At 45.0% G+C, this 23,759-nt stretch carries 25 protein-coding genes; 24 read left to right on the top strand and 1 reads right to left on the bottom strand.

All coding sequences use genetic code 11. From position 1 onward, the window contains the following. The first annotated feature begins 6 nt into the window (after window positions 1–6). The 5 genes from yajC (at window position 7) to R7E78_RS07420 (ending at window position 4,210) form a co-directional block, all read left to right on the top strand. Window positions 7–336 (top strand): preprotein translocase subunit YajC, encoded by a 330-nt coding sequence (gene yajC, locus R7E78_RS07440; protein ID WP_005381725.1) that lies wholly within the window; start codon window positions 7–9, stop codon window positions 334–336. A gap of 21 nt (window positions 337–357) precedes the next feature. After that, complete coding sequence (gene secD / locus R7E78_RS07435; RefSeq protein WP_005381724.1) at window positions 358–2,214, top strand: protein translocase subunit SecD; 1,857 nt, start codon at window positions 358–360, stop codon at window positions 2,212–2,214. 14 nt (window positions 2,215–2,228) lie between these two features. Next, window positions 2,229–3,176 (top strand): protein translocase subunit SecF, encoded by a 948-nt coding sequence (gene secF / locus R7E78_RS07430; RefSeq protein ID WP_005383689.1) that lies wholly within the window; start codon window positions 2,229–2,231, stop codon window positions 3,174–3,176. Window positions 3,177–3,340: 164 nt separating this feature from the next. Next, window positions 3,341–3,757: a hypothetical protein gene (locus R7E78_RS07425; protein WP_017633921.1), complete on the top strand. Its 417-nt coding sequence runs from the start codon at window positions 3,341–3,343 to the stop codon at window positions 3,755–3,757. Window positions 3,758–3,898: 141 nt separating this feature from the next. Continuing rightward, window positions 3,899–4,210 (top strand): hypothetical protein, encoded by a 312-nt coding sequence (locus R7E78_RS07420; protein ID WP_017633920.1) that lies wholly within the window; start codon window positions 3,899–3,901, stop codon window positions 4,208–4,210. Window positions 4,211–4,280: 70 nt separating this feature from the next. Here the strand turns inward: R7E78_RS07420 and suhB are convergent, their stop codons facing one another. Continuing rightward, the gene (suhB, locus tag R7E78_RS07415) at window positions 4,281–5,084 is read right to left on the bottom strand and encodes an inositol-1-monophosphatase (RefSeq protein ID WP_318057784.1); all 804 of its coding nucleotides are present in this window, start codon (window positions 5,082–5,084) and stop codon (window positions 4,281–4,283) included. Window positions 5,085–5,315: 231 nt separating this feature from the next. Here suhB and trmJ point away from each other — a divergent pair, with 231 nt between their 5' ends. The 19 genes from trmJ (at window position 5,316) to R7E78_RS07320 (ending at window position 23,564) form a co-directional block, all read left to right on the top strand. Then, entirely contained in the window at window positions 5,316–6,035 is a 720-nt protein-coding gene (gene trmJ / locus R7E78_RS07410; RefSeq protein WP_005383693.1) for a tRNA (cytosine(32)/uridine(32)-2'-O)-methyltransferase TrmJ, read from the top strand. Between the two features lie 125 nt (window positions 6,036–6,160). Continuing rightward, window positions 6,161–6,667 (top strand): Fe-S cluster assembly transcriptional regulator IscR, encoded by a 507-nt coding sequence (gene iscR / locus R7E78_RS07405; protein ID WP_005381720.1) that lies wholly within the window; start codon window positions 6,161–6,163, stop codon window positions 6,665–6,667. A gap of 28 nt (window positions 6,668–6,695) precedes the next feature. After that, window positions 6,696–7,910, top strand: coding sequence for an IscS subfamily cysteine desulfurase (locus R7E78_RS07400; RefSeq protein ID WP_005381719.1), 1,215 nt, complete (start codon window positions 6,696–6,698; stop codon window positions 7,908–7,910). 38 nt (window positions 7,911–7,948) lie between these two features. Beyond that, a complete protein-coding gene (gene iscU, locus R7E78_RS07395) occupies window positions 7,949–8,332 on the top strand; it encodes a Fe-S cluster assembly scaffold IscU (RefSeq protein WP_005381718.1) in 384 nt (127 codons plus the stop codon). A gap of 70 nt (window positions 8,333–8,402) precedes the next feature. Further along, window positions 8,403–8,726 (top strand): iron-sulfur cluster assembly protein IscA, encoded by a 324-nt coding sequence (gene iscA, locus R7E78_RS07390; protein WP_005381717.1) that lies wholly within the window; start codon window positions 8,403–8,405, stop codon window positions 8,724–8,726. A gap of 55 nt (window positions 8,727–8,781) precedes the next feature. Continuing rightward, window positions 8,782–9,297, top strand: a complete 516-nt coding sequence (gene hscB, locus R7E78_RS07385; protein WP_186584452.1) for a co-chaperone HscB — start codon at window positions 8,782–8,784, stop codon at window positions 9,295–9,297. A gap of 21 nt (window positions 9,298–9,318) precedes the next feature. Then, the gene (hscA, locus tag R7E78_RS07380; protein ID WP_053302969.1) at window positions 9,319–11,172 is read left to right on the top strand and encodes a Fe-S protein assembly chaperone HscA; all 1,854 of its coding nucleotides are present in this window, start codon (window positions 9,319–9,321) and stop codon (window positions 11,170–11,172) included. A gap of 13 nt (window positions 11,173–11,185) precedes the next feature. Then, complete coding sequence (fdx, locus tag R7E78_RS07375) at window positions 11,186–11,524, top strand: ISC system 2Fe-2S type ferredoxin (RefSeq protein WP_005381713.1); 339 nt, start codon at window positions 11,186–11,188, stop codon at window positions 11,522–11,524. A 44-nt stretch (window positions 11,525–11,568) separates the two neighbouring features. Beyond that, window positions 11,569–11,763 carry a Fe-S cluster assembly protein IscX gene (gene iscX / locus R7E78_RS07370; RefSeq protein WP_005381711.1) on the top strand — a complete coding sequence of 65 codons (195 nt, stop codon included), beginning with the start codon at window positions 11,569–11,571 and terminating at the stop codon, window positions 11,761–11,763. A gap of 161 nt (window positions 11,764–11,924) precedes the next feature. Next, a complete protein-coding gene (gene pepB, locus R7E78_RS07365; RefSeq protein WP_151514537.1) occupies window positions 11,925–13,223 on the top strand; it encodes an aminopeptidase PepB in 1,299 nt (432 codons plus the stop codon). Between the two features lie 95 nt (window positions 13,224–13,318). Continuing rightward, window positions 13,319–13,744 carry a nucleoside-diphosphate kinase gene (gene ndk, locus R7E78_RS07360; RefSeq protein WP_005381702.1) on the top strand — a complete coding sequence of 142 codons (426 nt, stop codon included), beginning with the start codon at window positions 13,319–13,321 and terminating at the stop codon, window positions 13,742–13,744. 373 nt (window positions 13,745–14,117) lie between these two features. After that, window positions 14,118–15,245, top strand: a complete 1,128-nt coding sequence (locus tag R7E78_RS07355; RefSeq protein WP_017633913.1) for a bifunctional tRNA (adenosine(37)-C2)-methyltransferase TrmG/ribosomal RNA large subunit methyltransferase RlmN — start codon at window positions 14,118–14,120, stop codon at window positions 15,243–15,245. A gap of 435 nt (window positions 15,246–15,680) precedes the next feature. Then, the gene (gene rodZ, locus R7E78_RS07350; RefSeq protein WP_005383707.1) at window positions 15,681–16,631 is read left to right on the top strand and encodes a cytoskeleton protein RodZ; all 951 of its coding nucleotides are present in this window, start codon (window positions 15,681–15,683) and stop codon (window positions 16,629–16,631) included. A 6-nt stretch (window positions 16,632–16,637) separates the two neighbouring features. Further along, window positions 16,638–17,756, top strand: coding sequence for a flavodoxin-dependent (E)-4-hydroxy-3-methylbut-2-enyl-diphosphate synthase (gene ispG, locus R7E78_RS07345; protein WP_005381699.1), 1,119 nt, complete (start codon window positions 16,638–16,640; stop codon window positions 17,754–17,756). A gap of 26 nt (window positions 17,757–17,782) precedes the next feature. After that, window positions 17,783–19,051 (top strand): histidine--tRNA ligase, encoded by a 1,269-nt coding sequence (hisS, locus tag R7E78_RS07340; protein WP_005381698.1) that lies wholly within the window; start codon window positions 17,783–17,785, stop codon window positions 19,049–19,051. A gap of 126 nt (window positions 19,052–19,177) precedes the next feature. Further along, the gene (locus R7E78_RS07335) at window positions 19,178–19,792 is read left to right on the top strand and encodes a YfgM family protein (protein WP_005381697.1); all 615 of its coding nucleotides are present in this window, start codon (window positions 19,178–19,180) and stop codon (window positions 19,790–19,792) included. Between the two features lie 12 nt (window positions 19,793–19,804). Further along, window positions 19,805–20,965 (top strand): outer membrane protein assembly factor BamB, encoded by a 1,161-nt coding sequence (gene bamB, locus R7E78_RS07330; protein WP_005381696.1) that lies wholly within the window; start codon window positions 19,805–19,807, stop codon window positions 20,963–20,965. A 167-nt stretch (window positions 20,966–21,132) separates the two neighbouring features. Next, on the top strand, window positions 21,133–22,629 hold the full coding sequence (gene der, locus R7E78_RS07325; RefSeq protein ID WP_046874335.1) for a ribosome biogenesis GTPase Der: 1,497 nt from the start codon (window positions 21,133–21,135) through the stop codon (window positions 22,627–22,629). Between the two features lie 59 nt (window positions 22,630–22,688). Then, a complete protein-coding gene (locus tag R7E78_RS07320; RefSeq protein WP_046874358.1) occupies window positions 22,689–23,564 on the top strand; it encodes a metal-dependent hydrolase in 876 nt (291 codons plus the stop codon). The last annotated feature ends 195 nt before the right edge of the window (window positions 23,565–23,759 follow it).

The following is a 23,759-nucleotide window of genomic DNA, read 5'->3' as shown; positions in this document are numbered from 1 at the left end:
GTTTTAATGTTTATTTCTCAGGCTCACGCAGCAGCAGAAGGTGCGCCAGCAGGCGGTGGTTTTGAAATGCTAATCATGCTTGGCATGTTCGCAGTGATCTTTTACTTCATGATTTACCGCCCACAAGCGAAACGCGTAAAAGAACACAAAAACCTAATGGCTTCTATGGGCAAAGGCGACGAAGTTTTAACTAGCGGTGGCCTAGTGGGTAAAATCACTAAGATTGCTGAAGACAATGACTACATTTCAATTGAGCTTAACGCGAACAATGAAGTAGTAATCAAGAAAGACTTCATCACTGCAGTGCTACCAAAAGGTACGCTTAAGTCTCTATAAAACAGCTAAAGGATCCTCGCTGTGCTAAACCGTTATCCATTATGGAAGTACTTGATGGTGCTTTTTGCCATCATCACCGCTGCGTTATACGCACTTCCAAATATCTACGGTGAAGATCCGGCTATTCAAGTTACAGGGGCGCGTGGCGCCTCTGTAGATATGTCAACGCTGGATGCTGTCACTACTGCTCTTAACAAAGAGCAACTTTCTCATAAATCCATTGCTCTCGAAGATGGATCAATTCTTGTTCGTTTTAACGACACTGACACACAAATCAGTGCTCGTGATGTCATCAGCGAAGCGCTAGGCAAAGACACAATTGTTGCACTTAACCTTGCACCTTCTACACCCGATTGGCTAGAAGCGATTGGCGCGTCACCATTGAAGCTAGGTCTTGACCTTCGCGGTGGTGTTCACTTCTTAATGGAAGTGGATATGGATGCAGCGATGGAAAAGCTTGTTGGTCAACAAGAAGAAGCTTTCCGTAGCGAACTTCGTGACGCCAAGATTCGTTACCGTGCAATCCGCCCTTCTGGAAAAGAAGCGGTAGAAGTGTTGTTGCGTAACGAAGAGCAATTAGCAGAAGCGAAAGCAACGCTAGAAAAGAATCACCCGGACATGATTTTTGTCGATTCTGATTCAAATGGCCGTTACGCTCTTACTGCAACCTTTACTGAGCAACGTTTACAAGAGATCCGTAACTATGCTGTTGAGCAAAACATTACGATTTTACGTAATCGTGTCAACGAACTAGGTGTTGCGGAACCATTGGTTCAACGTCAAGGTGCTAGTCGCATTGTAGTTGAACTGCCTGGTGTTCAAGACACTGCTCGTGCAAAAGAAATTCTCGGAGCTACGGCAACGCTTGAATTCCGTGAAGTTGATGATAAAGCTGACCTATCGGCAGCGGCAAATGGTCGTGCGCCAGCAGGTAGTGAAATCAAGATGGACCGTGATGGTCGCCCAGTTGTGCTTAAGAAGCGCGTTATTCTTGGCGGTCAAAGCATCACAGATGCAAGCTCAAGTGTTGATGAATATGGTCGTCCACAAGTTAACATCTCGCTAGACAGCGAAGGTGGTAATAAGATGTCTGCGTTCTCTAAGAAGAACATTGGTAAGCTAATGGCTACCGTGTTTGCAGAATACAAAGACAGTGGCCGTCGTACGCCTGAAGGCAAAGTTATTCTGGATAAGCATGAAGAAGTCATCAACCAAGCAACGATTCAATCGGCTCTTGGTCGTAACTTCCGTATCACAGGTATCGACTCTGCTGCAGAAGCACACAACCTAGCACTTTTACTACGTGCTGGTGCACTGATTGCACCTATCTCTATCGTTGAAGAACGTACCATTGGTCCATCAATGGGCCAGCAAAACATCGATATGGGTATCCAAGCATGTATCTGGGGTATGGTTGCCGTAATGCTATTTACGCTGCTTTACTACCGCGGCTTTGGTTTGATTGCAAACATCGCTCTAATGGCAAACTTGGTGCTTATCATTGGTGTTATGTCGATGATTCCAGGCGCTACCATGACGCTTCCAGGGATAGCCGGTATCGTGTTAACAGTCGGTATGGCGGTTGATGCGAACGTACTGATCTTCGAGCGTATCCGTGAAGAAATTCGTGATGGACGCAGTCCACAACAAGCGATTCACCAAGGTTACGCGAATGCATTCAGCACGATTGCTGATGCGAACATCACAACACTAATTACTGCAATCATTCTATTTGCGGTCGGTACAGGTGCGGTGAAAGGTTTCGCAGTTACTCTATCTATCGGTATCTTAACTTCAATGTTCACCGCCATTATTGGTACACGTTGTATCGTGAACCTGATCTACGGTGGCAAACGCGTTGATAAATTGTCGATCTAAGGCTGGGAATTAATATGTTTCAAATTCTAAAAGCAGAGAAGACGATCGGCTTTATGCGTTGGTCGAAAGTAGCATTCGTTTTTTCAATTATAATGATTGCTGCTTCTATCTTCACTTTGTCAACCAAGTGGCTTAATTGGGGTCTAGATTTCACTGGCGGTACGCTTATCGAGGTCGGTTTTGAACAGCCAGCAAACCTTGAAGAGATTCGTGCAGCACTAGATTCAAAAGGCTTTGGCGATGCGACAGTACAAAACTTCGGTAGTGCTCGTGAAGTCATGGTCCGTCTTCGTCCACGTGATGACGTTTCTGGTGAAACGCTAGGTAACCAAATCATTGGTGCTATCAAAGATGGTACTGGCGAAAGCGTAGAAATGCGTCGTATTGAGTTCGTAGGTCCCAACGTTGGTGATGAGCTAACAGAAGCTGGTGGTCTAGCGATCTTGGTATCGCTGATCTGTATCCTGCTTTATGTATCGATGCGATTTGAATGGCGTCTAGCGGCTGGTGCGGTAATGGCATTGGCTCACGATATAATTATCACGCTAGGTGTCTTTTCGTTTCTACAAATTGAAGTTGACCTGACTATCGTAGCTGCGCTACTGACGGTTGTGGGCTACTCACTCAACGATACCATCGTTGTATTTGACCGGATTCGTGAAAACTTCCGTAAGATGCGTAAGGGTGAACCTTCGGACATCATGGACGCTTCAATCACTCAAACATTGAGCCGTACATTGATTACATCTGGTACGACGTTGTTCGTGGTAATTGCACTGTTCATGCAGGGTGGTGCTATGATTCACGGCTTTGCAACCGCACTTTTACTCGGTATCACTGTAGGTACTTACTCTTCTATCTACGTAGCATCAGCACTGGCTCTAAAACTGGGTATCCAGAAAGAGCACTTGATGCCACCTCAAGTAGAAAAAGAAGGTGCAGAGTTCGACGAAATGCCATAAGGCAGATTGAGAACCGAAAACAAAAACCGCTGAGCAATCAGCGGTTTTTTTATGCCTGATAGATTTGAAAGTTTCATTTTTTTTTGAGGTACTTCCAGCTTGAATTGTAGTTTTTTGATTGAGTTGAATATCGGAAGTATGTTCAACAATTTCGGGAGGAAATAATGTCAAGGCAAGCTGAAATAAAAGTACAGTTACTGAAGTTTGTAGAGATTTCTTACAAGCACAATAAAGGTGTTACCACCAAGCTAGTTACTGGAGGGAAAAGGTTCAAGTTAGCAGTTGATGAGTCAGGTAAAGTAACTTTATCTGGTGAGCTTGGATTTACTAAGTTTGAAGTTTCAAAAGAAATGGTTGAAGAGCTGGGCATAAAATTAAAAGCCGTTTCTGTTACTTTTAAAACTACTCGTGATGGTGTTTTGACATACAGTGGGAGTGTTTCTCTTTTTGGTGTTGTTTCCTTTGGAGTTACTGGGCAGGTAAATGTCCGTGAGCTTTTAGAGCAGTGCGAGTGGGGGCTTTGTAAGTACAGATTTAAGCCGAGTAAAATTGATCAAGCGCTCCGTGAAGCTGGGGTTTAGTTGGTTATGCTAAATAGAATTCTACCTATTCCGGTTTTACTAAGTGTTTCAACGCCCTGCATCGCAAGTCCACTCCACGATACTTACCTTGATATACGTAATAATTTATACAAGATGCAGTATATAGAGGTGGTAGAAGCTATGGCAGGACCAAATCTATCGATTGAAGAGCTGAACAGTATTAAGTCTCACCCAATAAAATTTGGTCATCAATTTCCATTTTTATCATCTATCCCATCAAGTTTGGTTACAGAGCTGTCTTACTTTGAAGAGTACAGTGAGGATGGAGGAGTTGGATGTCTTTCTGTAAACGGCTTTGGTGATGTATACCAGCCAGTCACGGTTTCGCTGCAGTTTTTAATGAAGGAACAAATATGGAAGGTTAAGCACGTAAAAATAGACCACTTATCTGACTACGACCGTTTCTACAAACAGGCTGATTGTTCGAAATAAAAAAGCCCCGCTCAATGAGCGGGGCTTTCTAAAGTCATCAGCGTGACGGGCTATATATGACTTTCAAATCTTACTTAAGGATCGCGCTGTTACCGTTTTCGCGGATGTGCTTAAGGATAGATTTTACGCCACGAGCGCTTGAAGCAACGATGTTACCAGACTTCATGTAGTCAGTGCCGCCAGCAAAGTCTGTTAGGATTGCGCCAGCTTCACGAGCAATAAGCTCACCTGCTGCCATATCCCAAGGTTTTAGGCCTAGTTCGAAGTAACCATCAACACGGCCAGCTGCCACGTAACAAAGGTCTAGAGCAGCAGAGCCGCTACGACGGAAATCAGCACACTCAGTGAATAGCGCACCAACGATCTTGATGTAAGACTCAGCGTGTTGTTTCTGCTTGAATGGGAAGCCTGTTGCTAGAACAGTACCTTGAAGGTCATTTAGTTGAGCAACACGAATACGTGCACTGTTTAGTTGAGCGCCGGCACCGCGTTGTGCAGTGAATAGCTCGTTTTGCATTGGATCGTAAACACAAGCAACTTCAGTTTTGCCCTTAATACGAACAGCGATAGAAACCGCGAAAGTTGGGTAACCTTTTACAAAGTTAGTGGTGCCATCCAGTGGGTCGATGATCCATTGTACGTCTTTATCTTTACCTTCGATAAGACCTTGTTCTTCAGCAACGATACAGTGCTCAGGGTAAGACTGCTTGATAGTATCGATGATGATGTATTCTGCTTCTTTGTCTACGTTAGTGACAAAGTCATTAGTGCCTTTAAGAGTAGATTCTACTTTATCAGTGTTTTCTAATGATTTAGCAATATGATTGCCTGCCTTTCGCGCAGCGCGAATAGCAATGTTTAGCATTGGATGCATACGAATTTCCCAACGGATGTTAAAGAACAAATGAAAGCGGCGGCGAGTATACCAGAGATAATTAAAAAGGGAAGTGGTTATTTTTTGTTCTAAATGCGGCTGGTTGAGTGTACAGAGCATACTGCGGACGAGAACAATAACCAAGAATGAGAAGAGAGGTCTGCTTGCCTCTAGGGTGTCTTAAAAAACTATGATAACATTCTGCGGTTTTAATTTAGGTAGCAAACACAGATGTTGGATCAAGTAAAAATTGTACTCGTAGGTACCTCTCATTCAGGCAATATTGGCTCAGCAGCTCGAGCAATGAAAGTGATGGGTTTAAACCAACTAGTATTAGTCGATCCACAATGTGAAGTGGATGAACAAACTCTTGCTTTAGCTGCGGGTGCTGGTGATATTGCTCAAAATGCAAAGATTGTCGGCACATTAGAAGAAGCGGTTGAAGATTGTGGCCTTGTTGTGGGTTCTAGCGCCCGCTCTCGTACATTAGAATGGCCAATGCTCGAGCCACGTGAATGCGGTGAGAAATTTGCAGTTGAAGGCCGAAAGCATCCGGTTGCGCTCGTGTTTGGCCGAGAAAGAACTGGTTTGACAAACGAAGAGCTACAAAAGTGCCACTACCATGTTTGTATTCCCGCTAATCCTGAGTACAGCTCGCTTAACCTAGCGATGGCTGTACAAACTCTCAGTTACGAAGTGCGAGTTGCACACTTGAACTTAGAGCAAAGCCAGTTTTCCCCAAATGAATCGGAAGAATACCCGCGTCATCGAGAACTCGAAATGTTCTTCGAGCATCTTGAAAAGGTGATGGTTGAGACCCAGTTTATTAACAAAGAGCAACCTGGACAGGTGATGAATAAGTTGCGCCGTTTGTTCTCTCGTGCTCGACCAGAAACCCAAGAACTTAATATTCTACGAGGCGTTTTGACTTCGATAGAAAAGAAGTTCTGAGTGAATAATAACCACTTTAGGTGTGAGGATGAATACCTGAGTAAAATGGTCAAATAAATACTTGACCAAATTACTCAGGTATGGAAAAATCTTAACCATTACAAACCATGTGGATACGGTGTGGTATGAAACTTACATCTAAAGGAAGATATGCGGTGACAGCCATGCTGGATGTGGCACTGCATTCGCAACAAAACCCTGTACCTCTGGCTGATATTTCAGAGCGTCAAGGGATCTCGCTCTCTTACTTAGAGCAGCTATTTTCAAAATTGCGTAAAGCAGGTCTCGTTGCCAGCGTTCGTGGTCCTGGTGGTGGTTACCGACTTGGTGCCGACGCTCACAGTATCGCTATTGGTACCGTGATTGCTGCCGTTGATGAGTCAGTAGATGCAACCAAATGCCAAGGTAAAGGAGATTGCCAAGGTGGAACACGTTGCCTTACTCACACGCTGTGGCGTGACCTAAGCTCTCGCATTAGTGACTTTTTGAATAACATCACTCTTGGTGAGTTGATGACAGACAATGAAGTACTCGAAATTTCTGATCGTCAGGACATTGATCTGGCGGTAACCCATGGGCTATCAAACAAAAATACAACCGCCGCGCCCATCGGTGTAAACGTCCGCTCTTAGCGGTCAGCTTTTTACATTGGAGTAGAGAATGAAACTGCCGATTTATCTTGATTATTCCGCTACATGTCCAGTTGATCCACGTGTTGCTGAAAAAATGGTTCAGTACATGACAATGGATGGCACATTTGGCAACCCAGCGTCACGTTCGCACCGTTACGGCTGGCAGGCAGAAGAAGCGGTCGATACTGCTCGTGAGCAAATTGCTGACCTTCTAAATGCAGATCCTCGCGAAATCGTATTTACATCTGGTGCGACAGAATCAGACAACCTTGCGATTAAAGGTGCAGCGCACTTTTACTCGAAGAAAGGCAAGCACGTAATCACTTGTAAAACAGAGCACAAAGCCGTTCTTGACCCATGTCGTCAACTTGAGCGTGAAGGCTTTGAAGTGACTTACCTTGAGCCAGAATCAAATGGCTTGATCGATCTAGAGAAGCTTAGAGCAGCCATGCGTGATGACACCGTGCTTGTGTCTATTATGCATGTAAACAACGAGATTGGTGTGGTTCAAGACATTACAGCGATCGGCGAACTGTGCCGTGAGCGTAAAATTGTTTTCCACGTGGACGCTGCGCAATCTGCAGGTAAATTACCAATCGACGTTCAAGAGATGAAAGTTGATCTAATTTCACTTTCTGCTCACAAAGTATACGGCCCTAAAGGTATCGGTGCACTTTACGTACGTCGTAAGCCTCGTATTCGTCTTGAAGCGCAAATGCACGGTGGCGGTCATGAGCGTGGTTTCCGCTCTGGTACACTACCTACTCACCAAATCGTAGGTATGGGTGAAGCATTCCGCATTGCAAAAGAAGACATGCAAAAAGATTACGATCATGCTTTAGCGCTTCGTAACCGTCTTTTTGATGGCGTGAAAGACTTAGAAGCAGTGACGGTAAACGGTGACTTTGAGCAGCGTGTACCACACAACCTAAACATCAGTTTCGCATTCGTAGAAGGTGAATCACTATTAATGTCGCTTAAAGATCTAGCGGTATCTTCTGGTAGTGCTTGTACGTCTGCAAGCCTTGAGCCTTCTTACGTTCTTCGTGCCCTAGGCATGGATGACGAATTGGCTCACAGCTCGGTTCGTTTCTCGTTTGGTCGTTTCACGACTGAAGAAGAAATTGATTACGCAATTGAACAAATCCGCGTTGCAGTGACTAAGCTACGCGACATGTCTCCTCTATGGGATATGTACAAAGAAGGGATTGATTTGAGCACTGTTGAATGGGCTCACCATTAATCTCAGGGATTGAAATAGAGGATTCGAGGTAATTTATCATGGCATACAGCGAAAAAGTAATTGATCACTACGAGAACCCACGTAACGTTGGTTCATTCGATAAAGAAGATCCATCAGTAGGTAGCGGCATGGTTGGCGCTCCTGCGTGTGGTGACGTAATGAAGCTTCAAATCAAAGTGACACCTGAAGGTATCATCGAAGATGCGAAGTTCAAAACATACGGTTGTGGTAGTGCAATCGCATCAAGCTCACTAGTAACTGAGTGGGTAAAAGGTAAGTCAGTTGATGAAGCGGCAGCAATTAAAAACTCTGAGATTGCTGAAGAGCTAGAGCTTCCACCAGTGAAAGTTCACTGTTCTATTCTTGCTGAAGATGCAATCAAAGCAGCGGTTGCTGACTACAAGAAAAAACACCAAGAATAATTATTCCGTAATATAATGGGAGCTTTGACGCTCCCATTCCAATCGAAATTTAGACAGACTAAGGTGCAGTATGGCCATCACAATGACAGAATCAGCGGCAAGTCGCGTAAGAGCATTCCTAGATAACCGAGGCAAAGGTATCGGTTTACGTCTTGGAGTGAAGACGACTGGTTGTTCCGGCATGGCATACGTACTTGAGTTTGTTGATGAACTCAATGAAGAAGACGAAGTATTTGAACTCTCTGGAGTGAAAATTATCATCGATCAAAAGAGCTTAGTGTACCTAGATGGTACTGAATTGGATTACGTGAAAGAAGGGTTGAATGAAGGTTTTGAATTCAACAACCCTAACGCGAAAAGTGAATGTGGTTGTGGTGAAAGCTTCAACGTCTAATTGATTGTCCTTCTGGGCAAACGAGTCCGGAAGGCTTTACTAGGACCCGAACTTAATGAATCACTTTGAATTATTTGGGCTACCAAGTCAGTTTAAGCTGGATGGTAGCCTTCTTTCTTCTCAGTTCCGAGAACTACAAAAACGCTTCCACCCGGATAACTTTGCAGCGGGCTCAGAACGTGACCGTTTGATGGCGGTGCAAAAGGCGGCGCAAATCAACGATGCCTATCAAGTTCTGAAAAATCCTATTTCTCGCGCCGAGTATATCCTCGCAGAGCAAGGTGTTGAGATCCGAGGTGAACAGCAAACAATGCAAGATCCGATGTTCTTAATGGAGCAAATGGAACTGCGCGAAGAACTGGAAGAGATTGCTGACAGCTCCGATCCTGAATCGGCGCTTTTTGACTTCGACTCTAAGGTCAGCAAAATGTACAAACAGCATCTGGCAAGCGTCGAGCAAGAGCTTGATGATGGTCTATGGGCTGAAGCCGCAGACCGAGTTCGTAAGCTAAAATTCATTGCCAAACTAAAGAACGAAATTGAGCTAGTCGAAGACAAACTCCTCGGCTAGTAAGCGTGACAAGGACCTATCATGGCACTACTTCAAATCGCAGAACCGGGCCAAAGCTCGGCACCTCATGAGCATAAGTTAGCAGCGGGTATCGACTTAGGTACTACCAACTCTTTGGTTGCTTCTGTACGTAGCGGCGATGCAACTCCACTTGCGGACGAGCAGGGCCGTACTATTTTACCTTCAGTCGTTAATTACGCTGAGGAAACGTTAACGGTCGGCCACGAAGCCAAAGCCAAAGCAGAGTTTGAACCAGAGAACACGATTATCTCTGTAAAACGTTTGATCGGTCGTTCATTAAAGGACATTCAGTCCCGTTACTCTTCACTTCCTTATCGTTTTAAAGAGAGTGAAAACGGCCTGCCAATTCTGCAAACACCTCAAGGTGACAAAAACCCGATTGAAGTATCTGCGGACATCCTAAAAGTATTGGGTAAGCGAGCTGAAGATACGTTAGGTGGTGAGTTAGCAGGTGTCGTTATTACCGTTCCTGCTTACTTTGATGACGCGCAACGTGCAGGTACAAAAGATGCGGCGAAATTAGCTGGTCTTCATGTTCTCCGTCTACTTAATGAACCAACCGCTGCGGCAATTGCTTATGGCCTAGACTCTGGTCAAGAAGGTGTGATTGCGGTTTACGATCTAGGTGGCGGTACTTTTGATATCTCTATCCTACGTTTATCGAAAGGCGTATTTGAAGTATTAGCAACAGGTGGCGATTCTGCATTAGGCGGTGACGACTTCGACCATCTATTTGCCGATTATTTAATGGAGCAAGCGGGTCTAGAAGCGCCGCTTTCTGCAGAAAAGAACCGTACACTGTTGAACATTGCTACTGAAGCTAAGATTGCTTTCTCTGAGCAAGACAGTGTTGACGTTGACGTTTTTGGTTGGAAAGGCACCGTGACTCGCGAGCAGTTCGAAGATCTGATTCGTCCGCTAGTGAAGAAAACCCTGATGTCTTGCCGACGTGCGCTGAAAGATGCGGATGTAGATGCGGAAGATGTACTTGAAGTAGTCATGGTCGGTGGCTCAACACGCACATTGCTTGTACGAGAAATGGTTGGCGAATTCTTTGGCCGTACACCACTGACAAGCATTAACCCAGATGAAGTTGTTGCAATCGGTGCGGGTATTCAAGCTGATATCCTAGCGGGTAACAAACCTGACTCTGAAATGTTGCTTCTTGATGTGATTCCACTGTCGCTCGGTATTGAAACCATGGGTGGTTTGGTCGAGAAGATCATCCCCCGCAACACTACGATTCCCGTTGCGCGTGCGCAAGAATTTACCACATTCAAAGATGGCCAAACGGCGATGAGTGTTCATGTGGTACAAGGTGAACGTGAAATGGTTGATGACTGTCGTTCACTTGCTCGCTTCTCGTTAAAAGGTATTCCTCCGATGGCAGCGGGTGCGGCACATATTCGCGTGACTTACCAAGTTGACGCTGATGGCCTTCTTTCTGTTACGGCAATGGAGAAGAGCACTGGTGTTCAATCAGAGATTCAAGTAAAACCTTCTTACGGCTTAAGTGACAATGAAGTGGCGGATATGTTGCGTGATTCAATGACGCACGCAAAAGAAGACATGCAAGCTCGTGCCTTAGCTGAGCAGCGTGTTGAAGCCGACCGAGTGATAGAAGGTTTGATTGCAGCGATGCAAGCTGATGGTGATGACTTACTATCAGAACAAGAGAAACAAAACTTGATTAAAGCCATCGAAGCCTTGATTGAGCTGCGTAATGGTGATGATGCAGATGCGATAGAGCAAGGCATTAAAGATACCGATAAAGCGAGCCAAGATTTCGCATCACGCCGTATGGATAAATCGATTCGAGCTGCGTTGTCAGGTCAATCAGTAGACGATATATAAGAGATAAGTAGTTATGCCTAAGATTATTGTATTACCACACGACGATTTGTGCCCAGAAGGTGCAGTGTTGGAAGCAAACTCTGGTGACACCGTTCTAGACGTAGCGCTAAAAAACGGTATCGGTATTGAACATGCGTGTGAGAAGTCATGTGCGTGTACTACCTGCCACGTAATCATCCGTGAAGGTTTTGATTCACTTGAAGAAAGTGAAGAACTAGAAGACGACATGCTAGATAAAGCGTGGGGTCTAGAGCCTGAGTCACGCCTAGGGTGTCAGGCGAGAATTGCTGATGAAGACTTGGTGGTAGAAATTCCTAAATACACACTAAACCACGCTTCAGAAGATCACTAAAACTATCTTCCCAATATAGGGAAGAAGCAAAAGGAAGATGAGCAATGAAATGGACAGATTCTCGCGATATCGCGATTGAACTTTGTGACAAGTTTCCAGATGTCGATCCAAAAACAGTGCGTTTTACCGATCTTCATCAATGGATCATGGAGTTAGATGAGTTTGACGATGAGCCAAACCGTTCTAATGAAAAGATTCTAGAAGCCGTTATCATGTGCTGGATGGACGAAGCGGACTAAGTCTGTAAAACACAGCCTAGTTAACAATTCTTACTAAAAAAAGCGGACCTTTAGGTCCGTTTTTTTATCCAATTGACATTTTTGCCCTACATAATGCTAACATCCGTGAGTTATTAAAAAGAAGCAGCGTAGGCAACGCTGCTATAAGACAAGGAGAAACCATGTCTACACAGATGTCTGTATTTTTAAGTCAAGAGTCGGCAGCACCACATTGGGGTGAAAAAGCACTGCTTTCATTCGCTGAAAACGGCGCAACTATTCACTTAGGTGAAGGTCATGATCTCGGCGCAATTCAACGTGCAGCTCGTCAGCTAGATGGCCAAGGAATTCGTTCTATTTTTCTTTCTGGTGATAACTGGGATCTAGAGAGCGTATGGGCTTTCCACCAAGGGTTCCGTAACCCTAAAAAACATGGCTCAGTTGAGTGGGCTGCATTGTCTGATGAAGATCAAGCAGAGCTTCAAGCTCGTATTACTTCGACTGATTTTACCCGCGATATTATCAACAAAACGGCAGAAGAAGTTGCTCCTCGTCAGCTAGCGACAATGGCTGCTGAATTCATCAAATCTGTTGCGCCGAAAGGCACGGTGACAGCTCGTATCGTCAAAGACAAAGACTTGTTGGCAGAAGGTTGGGAAGGTATTTACGCAGTAGGCCGTGGTTCTGAGCGTACTTCTGCGATGCTTCAGTTAGACTACAACCCAACTGGTGACGAAAACGCACCTGTATTCGCATGTCTTGTGGGTAAAGGCATCACCTTTGATTCCGGTGGTTACAGCTTGAAGCCTTCTACCTTCATGAGTGCAATGAAAGCAGATATGGGTGGCTCGGGTACTATCACTGGTGGCCTAGGATTAGCTATCTTGCGCGGTTTAAACAAGCGCGTAAAACTGATCTTGTGTTGTGCTGAGAACATGGTTTCTGGCCGTGCCCTTAAGCTTGGCGACATCATCACTTACAAAAACGGCAAAACCGTTGAGATTATGAATACCGACGCGGAAGGTCGCTTGGTGCTTGCAGACGGTCTTATCTACGCCAGTGAGCAAAAGCCTGAGTTAATCATTGACTGCGCGACGCTAACAGGCGCAGCGAAGAATGCGTTAGGTAACGATTACCATGCGCTAATGAGCTTTGATGATGAGCTATCGCATCAAGCGCTTACGGCGGCAAGCCAGGAAAAAGAAGGCTTGTGGCCGCTACCACTTGCTGATTTCCATCGAGAAATGCTGCCATCTAATTTTGCCGATTTATCGAATATCAGCTCTGGTGATTATTCTCCAGGTGCAAGTACTGCAGCTGCATTCTTGTCTTACTTCGTTGAGGACTACAAAAAAGGCTGGTTACATTTCGACTGTGCGGGTACGTATCGTAAAGCCGCTTCTGATAAATGGGCTGCGGGAGCAACGGGTATGGGTGTTCGTACACTTGCTCGTTTCCTCAATGAGCAAGCTGGAAAATAAGATTGATTGCAGCACTCTCTTGTTTGAGTGCTGCTCTTACCCAGTAAGTCACTTTAAAAGCACAACTATTATTACAAGTACAGAAAGGAAATTTTATGGCTCTAGAAAGAACATTTTCAATCATTAAGCCTGATGCTGTAGAGCGAAACCTAATTGGTGAAATCTACAATCGTATTGAAAAGGCTGGCCTCCGTATCATCGCTGCCAAAATGGTTCACCTGACAGAAGATCAGGCAAGCGGCTTTTATGCAGAGCATGAAGGTAAAGAGTTTTTCCCTCCTCTAAAAGAGTTCATGACATCTGGCCCTATTATGGTTCAGGTATTGGAAGGCGAAAATGCGATTGCACGTTACCGCGAGCTAATGGGTAAAACCAACCCAGAGGACGCGGCATGTGGCACTTTGCGTGCTGATTACGCACTCAGCATGCGTCACAATTCAGTTCATGGTTCAGATAGCCCTGAGTCTGCCGCTCGTGAAATTGAGTTTTTCTTCCCTGAATCAGAAGTTTTCTCTCGCTAACTCGTTCATGCATCACTTTTGCGTGATGATCTAGTTCGTAATAACCTCGGAATTGTCCGAGGTTTTTTATTCCGCGTTCTCCATTTCACCGGCGAGTTCATTCGTAATTATTCGCGAAGACGTTGGCTAATCTGAGCATCTTACAGGTGGGAAAGCTTAGTTAAGTGTGTTTGTTCTCACTGTTTTCTCTGTATCACTTCTACGCTTTTGCTGTCGGTTGTCTAATCATTATTCTCACCGCAAAGTCTGTTTAAAATTTAATCGCTTTTATTTTAATGCCTTAGCAAACTCAGGGTCTTACACCCCTTGTTGTAGCTGCATAAAGGCTGTACAATTCGCGCCCTTATTCTTGTTTCAGTCATTGAGAGGCAACATGACCACTGAAAAAATCAATCTACTCGACTTTGATCGCAAAGGCATGCGTCAGTTTTTCGCGGAAGAACTTGGCGAGAAAGCGTTTCGTGCCGATCAGGTTATGAAGTGGATCTACCATTTCGGTGTAGATGACTTCGAAAAAATGACAAACATCAACAAGAAGCTGCGCGAAAAGCTTTTACACAAGTGTGAAATTAAAGCACCAACTGTAGCAGAAGCTCAGCATTCTTCAGACGGCACGATCAAGTGGGCAATGAAGGTTGGTGATCAGGATGTAGAAACGGTTTACATTCCAGAAGATGATCGCGCAACGCTTTGTGTATCTTCTCAAGTAGGTTGTGCATTGGAATGTAAGTTCTGCTCAACAGCACAGCAGGGTTTTAACCGTAACTTGAAAGTTTCAGAGATCATCGGTCAGGTGTGGCGTGCTGCACGTGAAATTGGTCTTGAGAAAGAAACAGGCCGTCGCCCAATTACGAACGTCGTGATGATGGGCATGGGTGAGCCGCTTCTTAATATGAAGAACTTGATTCCTGCATTGGAGTTAATGCTAGATGACCTTGGCTTTGGTTTGTCGAAGCGTCGCGTAACCGTATCAACATCAGGTGTGGTTTCTGGTCTTGATCAGATGACGGGCAAAATCGACGTTGCGTTGGCGATCTCTCTTCATGCGCCAAACGATAAGCTGCGTAGTGAAATCATGCCAATTAACGATCGTTGGGATATTCAAGATTTCCTAGCATCCGTTCGTCGTTACATTGCTTCATCGAATGCAAACCGTGGCAAAGTAACAGTCGAGTACGTGTTGCTTGATCATGTGAACGATGACATGGACCATGCACGCGAGCTGGCTGAATTGATGAAAGACACACCATGTAAGATTAACTTGATTCCGTTTAACCCGTACCCAGGTTCACCTTACAAGAAACCAAGTAACTCACGTATTGATCGCTTCCAAAAAACATTGATGCAATACGAGCACACAGTTACGGTTCGTAAAACACGTGGTGATGACATTGATGCCGCATGTGGTCAGTTGGTCGGTGATGTAATTGACCGAACTAAACGTACGGCAATGCTGAAAGCGTCACGCGGTGCCGATACCATTGAAGTGAAAGCTGTATAAACGACCGGAATTCAAAAATAGCCAGAGCCATTCGCTCTGGCTATTTTGTTTATTGTTTAGGACATTTTCGCAAAGATTTGTGACTATCACTCTTCAACTTAAGGTTATTTGGGTATAATTTCGAATTCCTTTGTCAAAGTTTGGACAAAAGCTTGAGCTATCTGTTAGTTTGAGTGTAAAGAGTTTTTGTCTTCGTTGCGCATTCGCTTATCATGATATGTAACACTAACGATGACACCGATAATTCTCAGCACTTTCTCACATACGTTTTGCTGATTTTTGCAAAACGGGTATTCGCACTCAGATCGCTGAGAGTTTCTTAAAATTATTATTTTTGGTTAACGCGTTTAGGCTAGCTATCTTTAAAGAGGCTTAAGAACAATAACGAAAATACATGACCACGTTAGCCACTAAAACAGATTAAATACCGCCATTATGACAGAACACGAAAATACGAATGAAGTGCCACTCTCTATTGAAGCTGGCACATTACTGAAAAACAAACGTGAATCCTTGGGAATGAGCCAAAAGCAAGTTGCCGATCGCCTGAGGCTTCGCATTTCTGTGATTGAAGATATTGAAAATAACCGATTTGAATCTCAACAAGTCGCGACATTTACGCGTGGTTACTTACGCTCTTACGCTAAATTCGTAGGTCTTGATGAGAAGGTGGTTTTGACGGCGTTAGAGCAGACTGCCGATGCTCAGCCTCAAGAGCAAGAAATTGAAATGCAAAGCTTCTCTCGTAAAACAAAAGACGAGAAGCACAATAGCCGTATTATGCTCCTTACTTGGGTTATCGGGCTGGTCATTATTGGCATTTCAGCGGCATGGTGGTGGCAAAACCAACAAGAAAATAGCCTAACTAAGGAAGTAACGGATTCGAGTGTTGAAGCGCCGCAGCCCACTGCTCAAGAATTAGCTGATATCGATTTGATGACGGCTGAAGAGTTAATCGCAAGCACTCCTGAAGAAGTTGCTTCAACTAATGAAGGTGTTGCTGAATTGACTGAAGCACCCGTTGAGCAAGGGGCGGATCCTTTGCTGACTGAAACTGAAAATACAACAAGCGTAGATTCTGAAGAACCTGTTGCCGTGATTGAAGCGGCGGAAGAGGAACAGCCTGCGCCAGTAGTACCTGAAGGCATGACACTTCTTACTATGAAGTTTAAAGCGGACTGTTGGATTCAAGTAAAAGACACCAATGGTAAAACGCTGGTAAGTGGTACTCATAAGCCAGGACAAGATGTAGAACTTACCGGAAAAGCGCCATTTAAAGTGATATTAGGCGCACCGGAAGGGGTTACAATGACATTTGCAAGTGAACCTGTCGACCTTTCTGGGTATACTTCAGGCAAAGTAGCTAGATTCACTCTACCGTTATAAAAAATTATGCAACACGAATCTCCAATTATTCGTCGTAAATCGACGCGTATTTATGTGGGTGATGTGCCAATTGGTGATGGTGCGCCAATTGCAGTACAGTCAATGACTAACACTCGCACGACTGACGTAGAAGCGACAGTCGCTCAAATCCGAGCACTAGAAAAAGTCGGCGCAGATATCGTTCGAGTTTCTGTACCTACGATGGACGCAGCAGAAGCTTTCAAACTGATTAAACAGCAAGTTTCTGTACCATTAGTGGCTGATATTCATTTCGACTATCGTATCGCGCTGAAAGTTGCGGAGTACGGAGTTGACTGTTTACGTATCAACCCTGGTAACATCGGCAATGAAGAGCGCATTCGCGCTGTTGTTGATTGCGCTCGCGATAAAAACATCCCGATCCGTATTGGTGTCAATGGTGGATCTTTGGAAAAAGATCTACAGATGAAATACGGTGAGCCTACGCCAGAAGCCTTGGTTGAATCGGCGATGCGTCACGTAGATCATCTCGATCGTCTTAACTTTGACCAATTTAAAGTTAGCGTGAAAGCTTCAGACGTTTTTCTTGCGGTGGATTCATATCGTCTGCTGGCGAAGAAAATCGATCAGCCTCTTCATTTAGGTATCACAGAGGCGGGTGGTGCTCGAGCTGGCGCTGTTAAGTCATCTGTTGGCTTAGGTATGCTGTTATCTGAAGGGATAGGCGATACGCTGCGTATCTCTTTGGCTGCCGATCCAGTTGAAGAAATCAAAGTCGGTTTCGACATCCTTAAATCTCTGCGCATTCGCTCTCGAGGCATCAACTTTATTGCGTGCCCAAGCTGCTCACGCCAAGAATTCGATGTGATTGGTACGGTGAATGCACTGGAGCAACGTTTAGAAGACATCATCACGCCAATGGATGTGTCTATCATCGGTTGTGTGGTAAACGGCCCTGGTGAAGCAGAAGTTTCTCACTTAGGTCTAGCAGGTAGTAACAAGAAGAGCGCATTCTACGAAGATGGTAAACGCCAGAAAGAGCGCTTTGATAACGATGACCTTGTGAATAAGCTAGAAGCTAAGATCCGTGCGAAAGCAGCTATGATGAATGGCGAAAACCGCATCGAAGTTAAAGTACAAGATTAATCTCAACGAGAATTACGGTAAGTATTGTGGCAAAAACAATTCAAGCAATTCGAGGCATGAACGATTGCCTCCCAACTCAGTCGCCACTGTGGCAAAAACTAGAAAACACAGTGAAAAATGTAATTAGCGCATACGGTTATAACGAAGTGCGCATGCCAATCGTTGAAGAAACAAACCTATTCAGCCGCGCTGTTGGTGAAGAAACAGACGTCGTTTCAAAAGAAATGTACACTTTTGATGACCGTAACGGCGACAGCCTAACACTTCGCCCAGAAGGTACGGCGGGTTGTGTACGTTCATGTATCCAAAACAGCCTGATCAACCGTGATGAACAGCGTCTGTGGTACATGGGGCCTATGTTCCGCCATGAACGTCCGCAGAAAGGTCGTTACCGTCAATTCCACCAGTGTGGTGTTGAGGTGTTTGGTCTAAATGGTCCAGATGTTGATGCAGAGCTTATCATGATGACGGCGCGTTTATGGCGTGAGCTAGGTATCAATGAACATGTTCGTCTTGAGCTGAACTCTATCGGTTCTCAAGAAGACCGCGCAGACTACCGTACTGCACTGGTTGCATTCCTTGAGCAACATATTGATGTGCTAGATGAAGATTGTAAGCGTCGCATGCACACGAACCCACTGCGTGTTCTGGATACGAAGAACCCAGACGTTCAAGCTATTTTAGGTGATGCGCCTCGCCTTTCAGATTACTTGGGTGAAGAATCTAAAGCACACTTCGCAGGTCTATGTGAACTTTTAGACGCTGCAGGTATCAAATACACAGTTAACGAACGTCTAGTTCGTGGTCTGGATTACTACAATCGCACGGTATTTGAGTGGATCACTGAGAGCCTAGGTGCTCAAGGCACTGTATGTGGCGGTGGTCGTTACGATGGCCTTGTAGAGCAATTAGGTGGTAAACCAACACCAGCGGTCGGCTTTGCAATGGGCCTAGAGCGTCTAGTACTGATGCTAGAAACGTTGGAACTGACAGACGTTCGTCGCAGTGTTGACGTGTACGTAGTCACTGCGGGTGAAGGCACCATGATGGCAGGAATGAAGCTAGCAGAACAGCTTCGCGAGTCTGTTCCAGGCGTTCGTGTGATGAATCACTTCGGTGGCGGTAACTTCAAGAAACAGTTTAAACGCGCAGACAAAGTTGGTGCTGTTGTAGCATTGGTTCTGGGCGAAAACGAAGTTGCGGATAACACCGTAGTACTGAAAGACTTAGCTGGTGGTGAGCAAGAGACTTACAACCAAGCAGAAGTTGCAGAAAAGATCGCAGCACTGATTTAAGTCTTTTAGTAATCTAACAAAATTACATCCTAGTTCGTAAGCTAAGGCTCCCAAATGTGGAGCCTTTAAACGAAATAGGAACAATGGCAGCTAAGCTGCCATTTACATGTTTTAAGAGGACAGGAAGTGGAACTTTACGATACTGAAGAACAACAAGTTGAAGCCATTAAAGACTGGTGGAAGGAAAACGGCAAAGCCGTCATCATCGGTGCGGTTGTTGGTTTAGGTGGTCTATTTGGCTGGCGTTACTACCAGGATTCTGTGATTCAGGCGAGTGAAGCAGCTTCTCAAAGCTACACGACAGCAATGAATGCTTTGCAAGACAAAGGCACTGATGCTCAAGCTGACGTGAAAGCTTTCATTGAGTCAAATGAAGTAAAAGAATATTCAGTATTGGCTGCACTACAACTTGCTAAAGCACAAGTTGAAGCTCAAGACCTTTCTGCTGCATTGGAGCAACTGAAGTGGGCGCAAAGCAACACTCAAGATGCTGCGTTGTTACCATTGATTAGTTACCGCATTGCGCGTATTGAGACGGAAATGGGTAACTTCGACGCTGCAACGGCAGAGCTAAGTAACGTCACTGATACAGCATGGACAGGTCGTATTGCTGAACTTCGTGGCGATATTGCGATTCGCCAAGGTGACAAAGATGCTGCGTACGCTGCGTATACTGAAGCTCAGCAAGCGGCAGATGCAAGCCCGACACTACAAATGAAATTGGACGATCTGGCGAAATAAGGACCGCATTGGATGAAAAGAGTCTTTAAGAAAGCCTTGCTAGGGGCGTTAACAATGGGAGTACTTGCCGGTTGTGCAGGTGAGAAAGACACCATTGTAATGGCGCCACTACCTCAGGTAGACAGTCAGTTTACAACCAGTAGTGAGTGGAGCACATCGGTTGGCGATGGTGTTGGTCATTACTTTTCAAAACTATCCCCTGTGTTTGCGAATGATACATTGTTCGTGGCAAGTCGTGATGGCTTAGTAAAAGCGCTGGATCCTGAGAATGGTAAACAACGTTGGCAAACGGACCTAGAAGAAGATGTCATTGCTCGTCTCTCTGGTGGTATCACAGCGGCATACGGAAACCTTTACATTGGCTCTGAGAATGGTGAAGTCATCTCTCTTGACCAAGAAACAGGTGAAATTGTTTGGCGTGTAAAAGTTGGTGGTGAGGTACTGGCGAAGCCAGTTGCAGATTCAGGCCTTATTATCATCAATACTAGCCGAGGCATGCTGATTGCCCTTAATGAGAGTACAGGTGAGCAACGCTGGGCATTGAGCACAGAAGTGCCGAACTTAACTTTACGTGGCGACAGTACTCCGACTGCAATTGGCGGCGGTGTATTTTGGGGAACGGCAAATGGCCGACTCGCAGCTGCTATCGTTGAGCGTGGTCAGTTGATTTGGCAACAGCCTGTTGGTACGCCAAAAGGCGCGACAGAAATTGATCGTTTGGTTGACGTTGATTCATCGCCAATTGTGCTAGGCGGTACTCTTTTCACCATTGGATACAATGGTCAACTTATCGCCATTGATTTGCGTTCAGCGAACCCGATTTGGAAGCGTAATTACTCATCTGCAACAGACATTTCTACAGATGGTAGCCGCATCTTTGTGATAACGGAAAAAGATCATGTTGTTGCCGTTGATTCACGAAGCGGAACTGAGTTGTGGGAAAACAGCTTGCTTGAGCACCGACAACTTACAGCGCCAGTTATTGTTGGCAATTATCTCGTTGTCGGTGACACGCTTGGTTACCTTCACTGGATGGATCGTTCAACGGGCGAATTTGTTGCGCAGCAGTTTGTCGATGATAGTGGCTTGGCAGTTGGCCCGACGTTATTGTCGGATGGTTATGTGATTACAACTCGCAACGGCGATGTAAAGAAACTAACCATTAACGAATAATATCGTGATATAATTCACATTCGGCTCCTGGCTGGTGACAGCTAGGAGCCGTTTTGTTGTTTGAATTTATTAACCCTGACGTGGTTATAGGTAAAAAGCTGGTTTGATTTGGCATCGAGCAAGTCGTTACCTATAACTACAGAAGAAAGATTATTGTAGAGGTTGTTATGGTACCTGTTGTAGCTCTTGTAGGGCGTCCGAACGTAGGTAAATCTACACTATTTAACCGATTGACTCGCACTCGTGACGCGTTGGTTGCGGACTTTCCAGGCCTAACGCGAGACCGTAAGTATGGCCAGGCGAGACTTGGTGAAGAGCACGAATTCATTGTGATTGATACCGGCGGTATTGATGGCACAGAAGAAGGCGTGGAAACAAAGATGGCAGAACAGTCATTAGCCGCGATTGATGAGGCTGATGTTGTATTGTTCCTTGTTGACGGTCGTGCTGGTCTGACACCTTCAGATGCAGCAATTGCTGCGCATCTGCGTAAAATTGAAAAGCCAGCGATGCTGGTGGTAAACAAAATAGATGGTATTGATGCCGATGCGGCGTGTGCTGATTTTTGGCAGCTCGGCGTGGATGATATGTACCAGATTGCGGCCGCTCATGGCCGTGGTGTGACCGCTTTGCTTGAGCGTGCTTTATCTCCATTCTTTGATGATCTATTAACAAGTGAATCTGAAGACGGTGAGATTGAAGACCTGACTGGATTCGAAGACGAAGAGCCTCTTGTTGAAGATTACACTGAAGAAGACGCAGAAGCTGAATTCAAGCGCCTTCAAGAGCAGCCGATTAAGTTGGCGATCATCGGTCGTCCTAACGTAGGTAAATCGACACTGACTAACCGTATTCTGGGTGAAGAACGTGTGGTTGTATACGATATGCCTGGTACGACGCGTGATTCTATCTACATCCCGATGGAGCGTGATGGACGCGAATACGTACTAATTGATACCGCAGGTGTTCGTCGCCGTGGTCGTATCAATGAAACGGTTGAAAAGTTCTCTGTTGTTAAGACGCTGAAAGCGGTAGAAGATGCAAACGTCGTTCTACTGGTGATTGATGCTCGTGAAAATATTTCAGATCAAGACCTAAGCTTGCTTGGCTTTGCACTGAATGCTGGACGTTCAATTGTTATCGCCGTTAACAAGTGGGATGGCCTAGACAGTGACGTGAAAGAAAGCGTGAAGAAAGAACTGGACCGCCGTTTAGGATTCGTCGACTTCGCGCGTATCCACTTTATCTCTGCGCTGCACGGTACTGGCGTTGGTCACTTGTTTGAATCTATCCAAGAAGCATATAACTCGGCGACAACGCGTGTGGGTACGTCAGTACTGACGCGTATCATGAAGATGGCAGTGGATGATCACCAGCCGCCAATGGTTCGTGGTCGTCGTATCAAACTCAAATACGCACACGCAGGTGGTTACAACCCACCGATCGTTGTTATCCACGGTAACATGGTTCGTGAATTGCCAGATTCGTATAAACGTTATCTGATGAACTACTTCCGTAAGTCTCTGGAAATTATGGGAACACCGATTCGCATTAACTTCCACAACAGTGATAACCCATACGAGAATCGTACGAATAAGCTTACGCTATCACAAGAGCGTAAACGTAAGCGTATGATGTCGATGGTGAAAAACCGCAATAAATAATGAAATTCGAATACCCAAGTTTCTACTTGGGTATTTTTTTATCAAAAGTAATCGTAAAAATGACTATCACAGCAACAAAGACTCGTTTTTGTCATCAAATATGGCAATTAGAAGCACAAATACAGCTCGTTCAATCTACGGAAGAAGTGACTTACGTTATTACAGATGTCACGCCGTTCCATCCCGTTAGTCACATATGGCCGGATCACCCTGCAGACAAAGGAACGTTGAAGGTGAATGGGGCTGAGCATGACGTGGTAGATTGCCAAGTTGGAGCAGTGGAGCAGGAAAGTGGTGCTCTGTATGTGGGTAGTGACATTCCTGTAAAGCGTGATGCTGAAGGTTGGGTGTTTGTCGTCGTGCATGTTTTATCACGTACGGAATCACTTGCAATTAATGACTTGGTGACATTAGCGGTAGATAAAGACTATCAAAATGCTTTGAGCCGAGGCCACACTGCAGGACACTTAGCGTATTTGGCGTTGAATAAAGTACTAGCGGAAGACTATTGGCGAAAAGACGCAGACCGCAAAGACCCACATGGTTATTATGACTTTAATAGCTATGCGCAAGTTACGAGTTATGTCACTCCAGACAAGTGCCTCGATACGTACCGTTTAGGCAAAACACTCCGTAAAAGAGGATTAAACAGTGCAGATATGCTGAATGACCTCCAGGCGATTGCAGAAAAAGTGAATGGCCAACTGGTTGAATGGCTTCAAAGAGATACGATGATCACCATGGAATGCCACGGCGACAGATTAACGGATTCTCGCTATTGGAAGTGCGATTTAGGGGAAGGTCAATTAGCGGTAATCCCTTGTGGTGGAACGCATGCGAGCCATTTAAATGAGTTTGCTTTTATCCAAGTTAAACTCGTTGAGCTCGACGCTCAAACTATCGAAATGCACACCAATGTAAATGCTGCTTTCTGAATAAGATCTTTTTATTAAATTCTGATTTTGTGTTTAATTAAATTAACTTAAGGATTTTTATTCTGCATTAAATTGGAATGCAGAATATGTAACTTATGCTTTCGGTGTGTGGTTATATAAATATTCTTTTAAGGGGTGATCGCTGATCAAGGAGTAAATATCAGACGATCAGTATAAGATCCTACGTATCAAGTA

It is taken from the genome of Vibrio sp. YT-19(2023) (assembly GCF_033337395.1).
The sequence above is the reverse complement of the archived record's forward strand: the minus strand, read 5'-3'. Positions and strand labels throughout refer to the sequence as shown.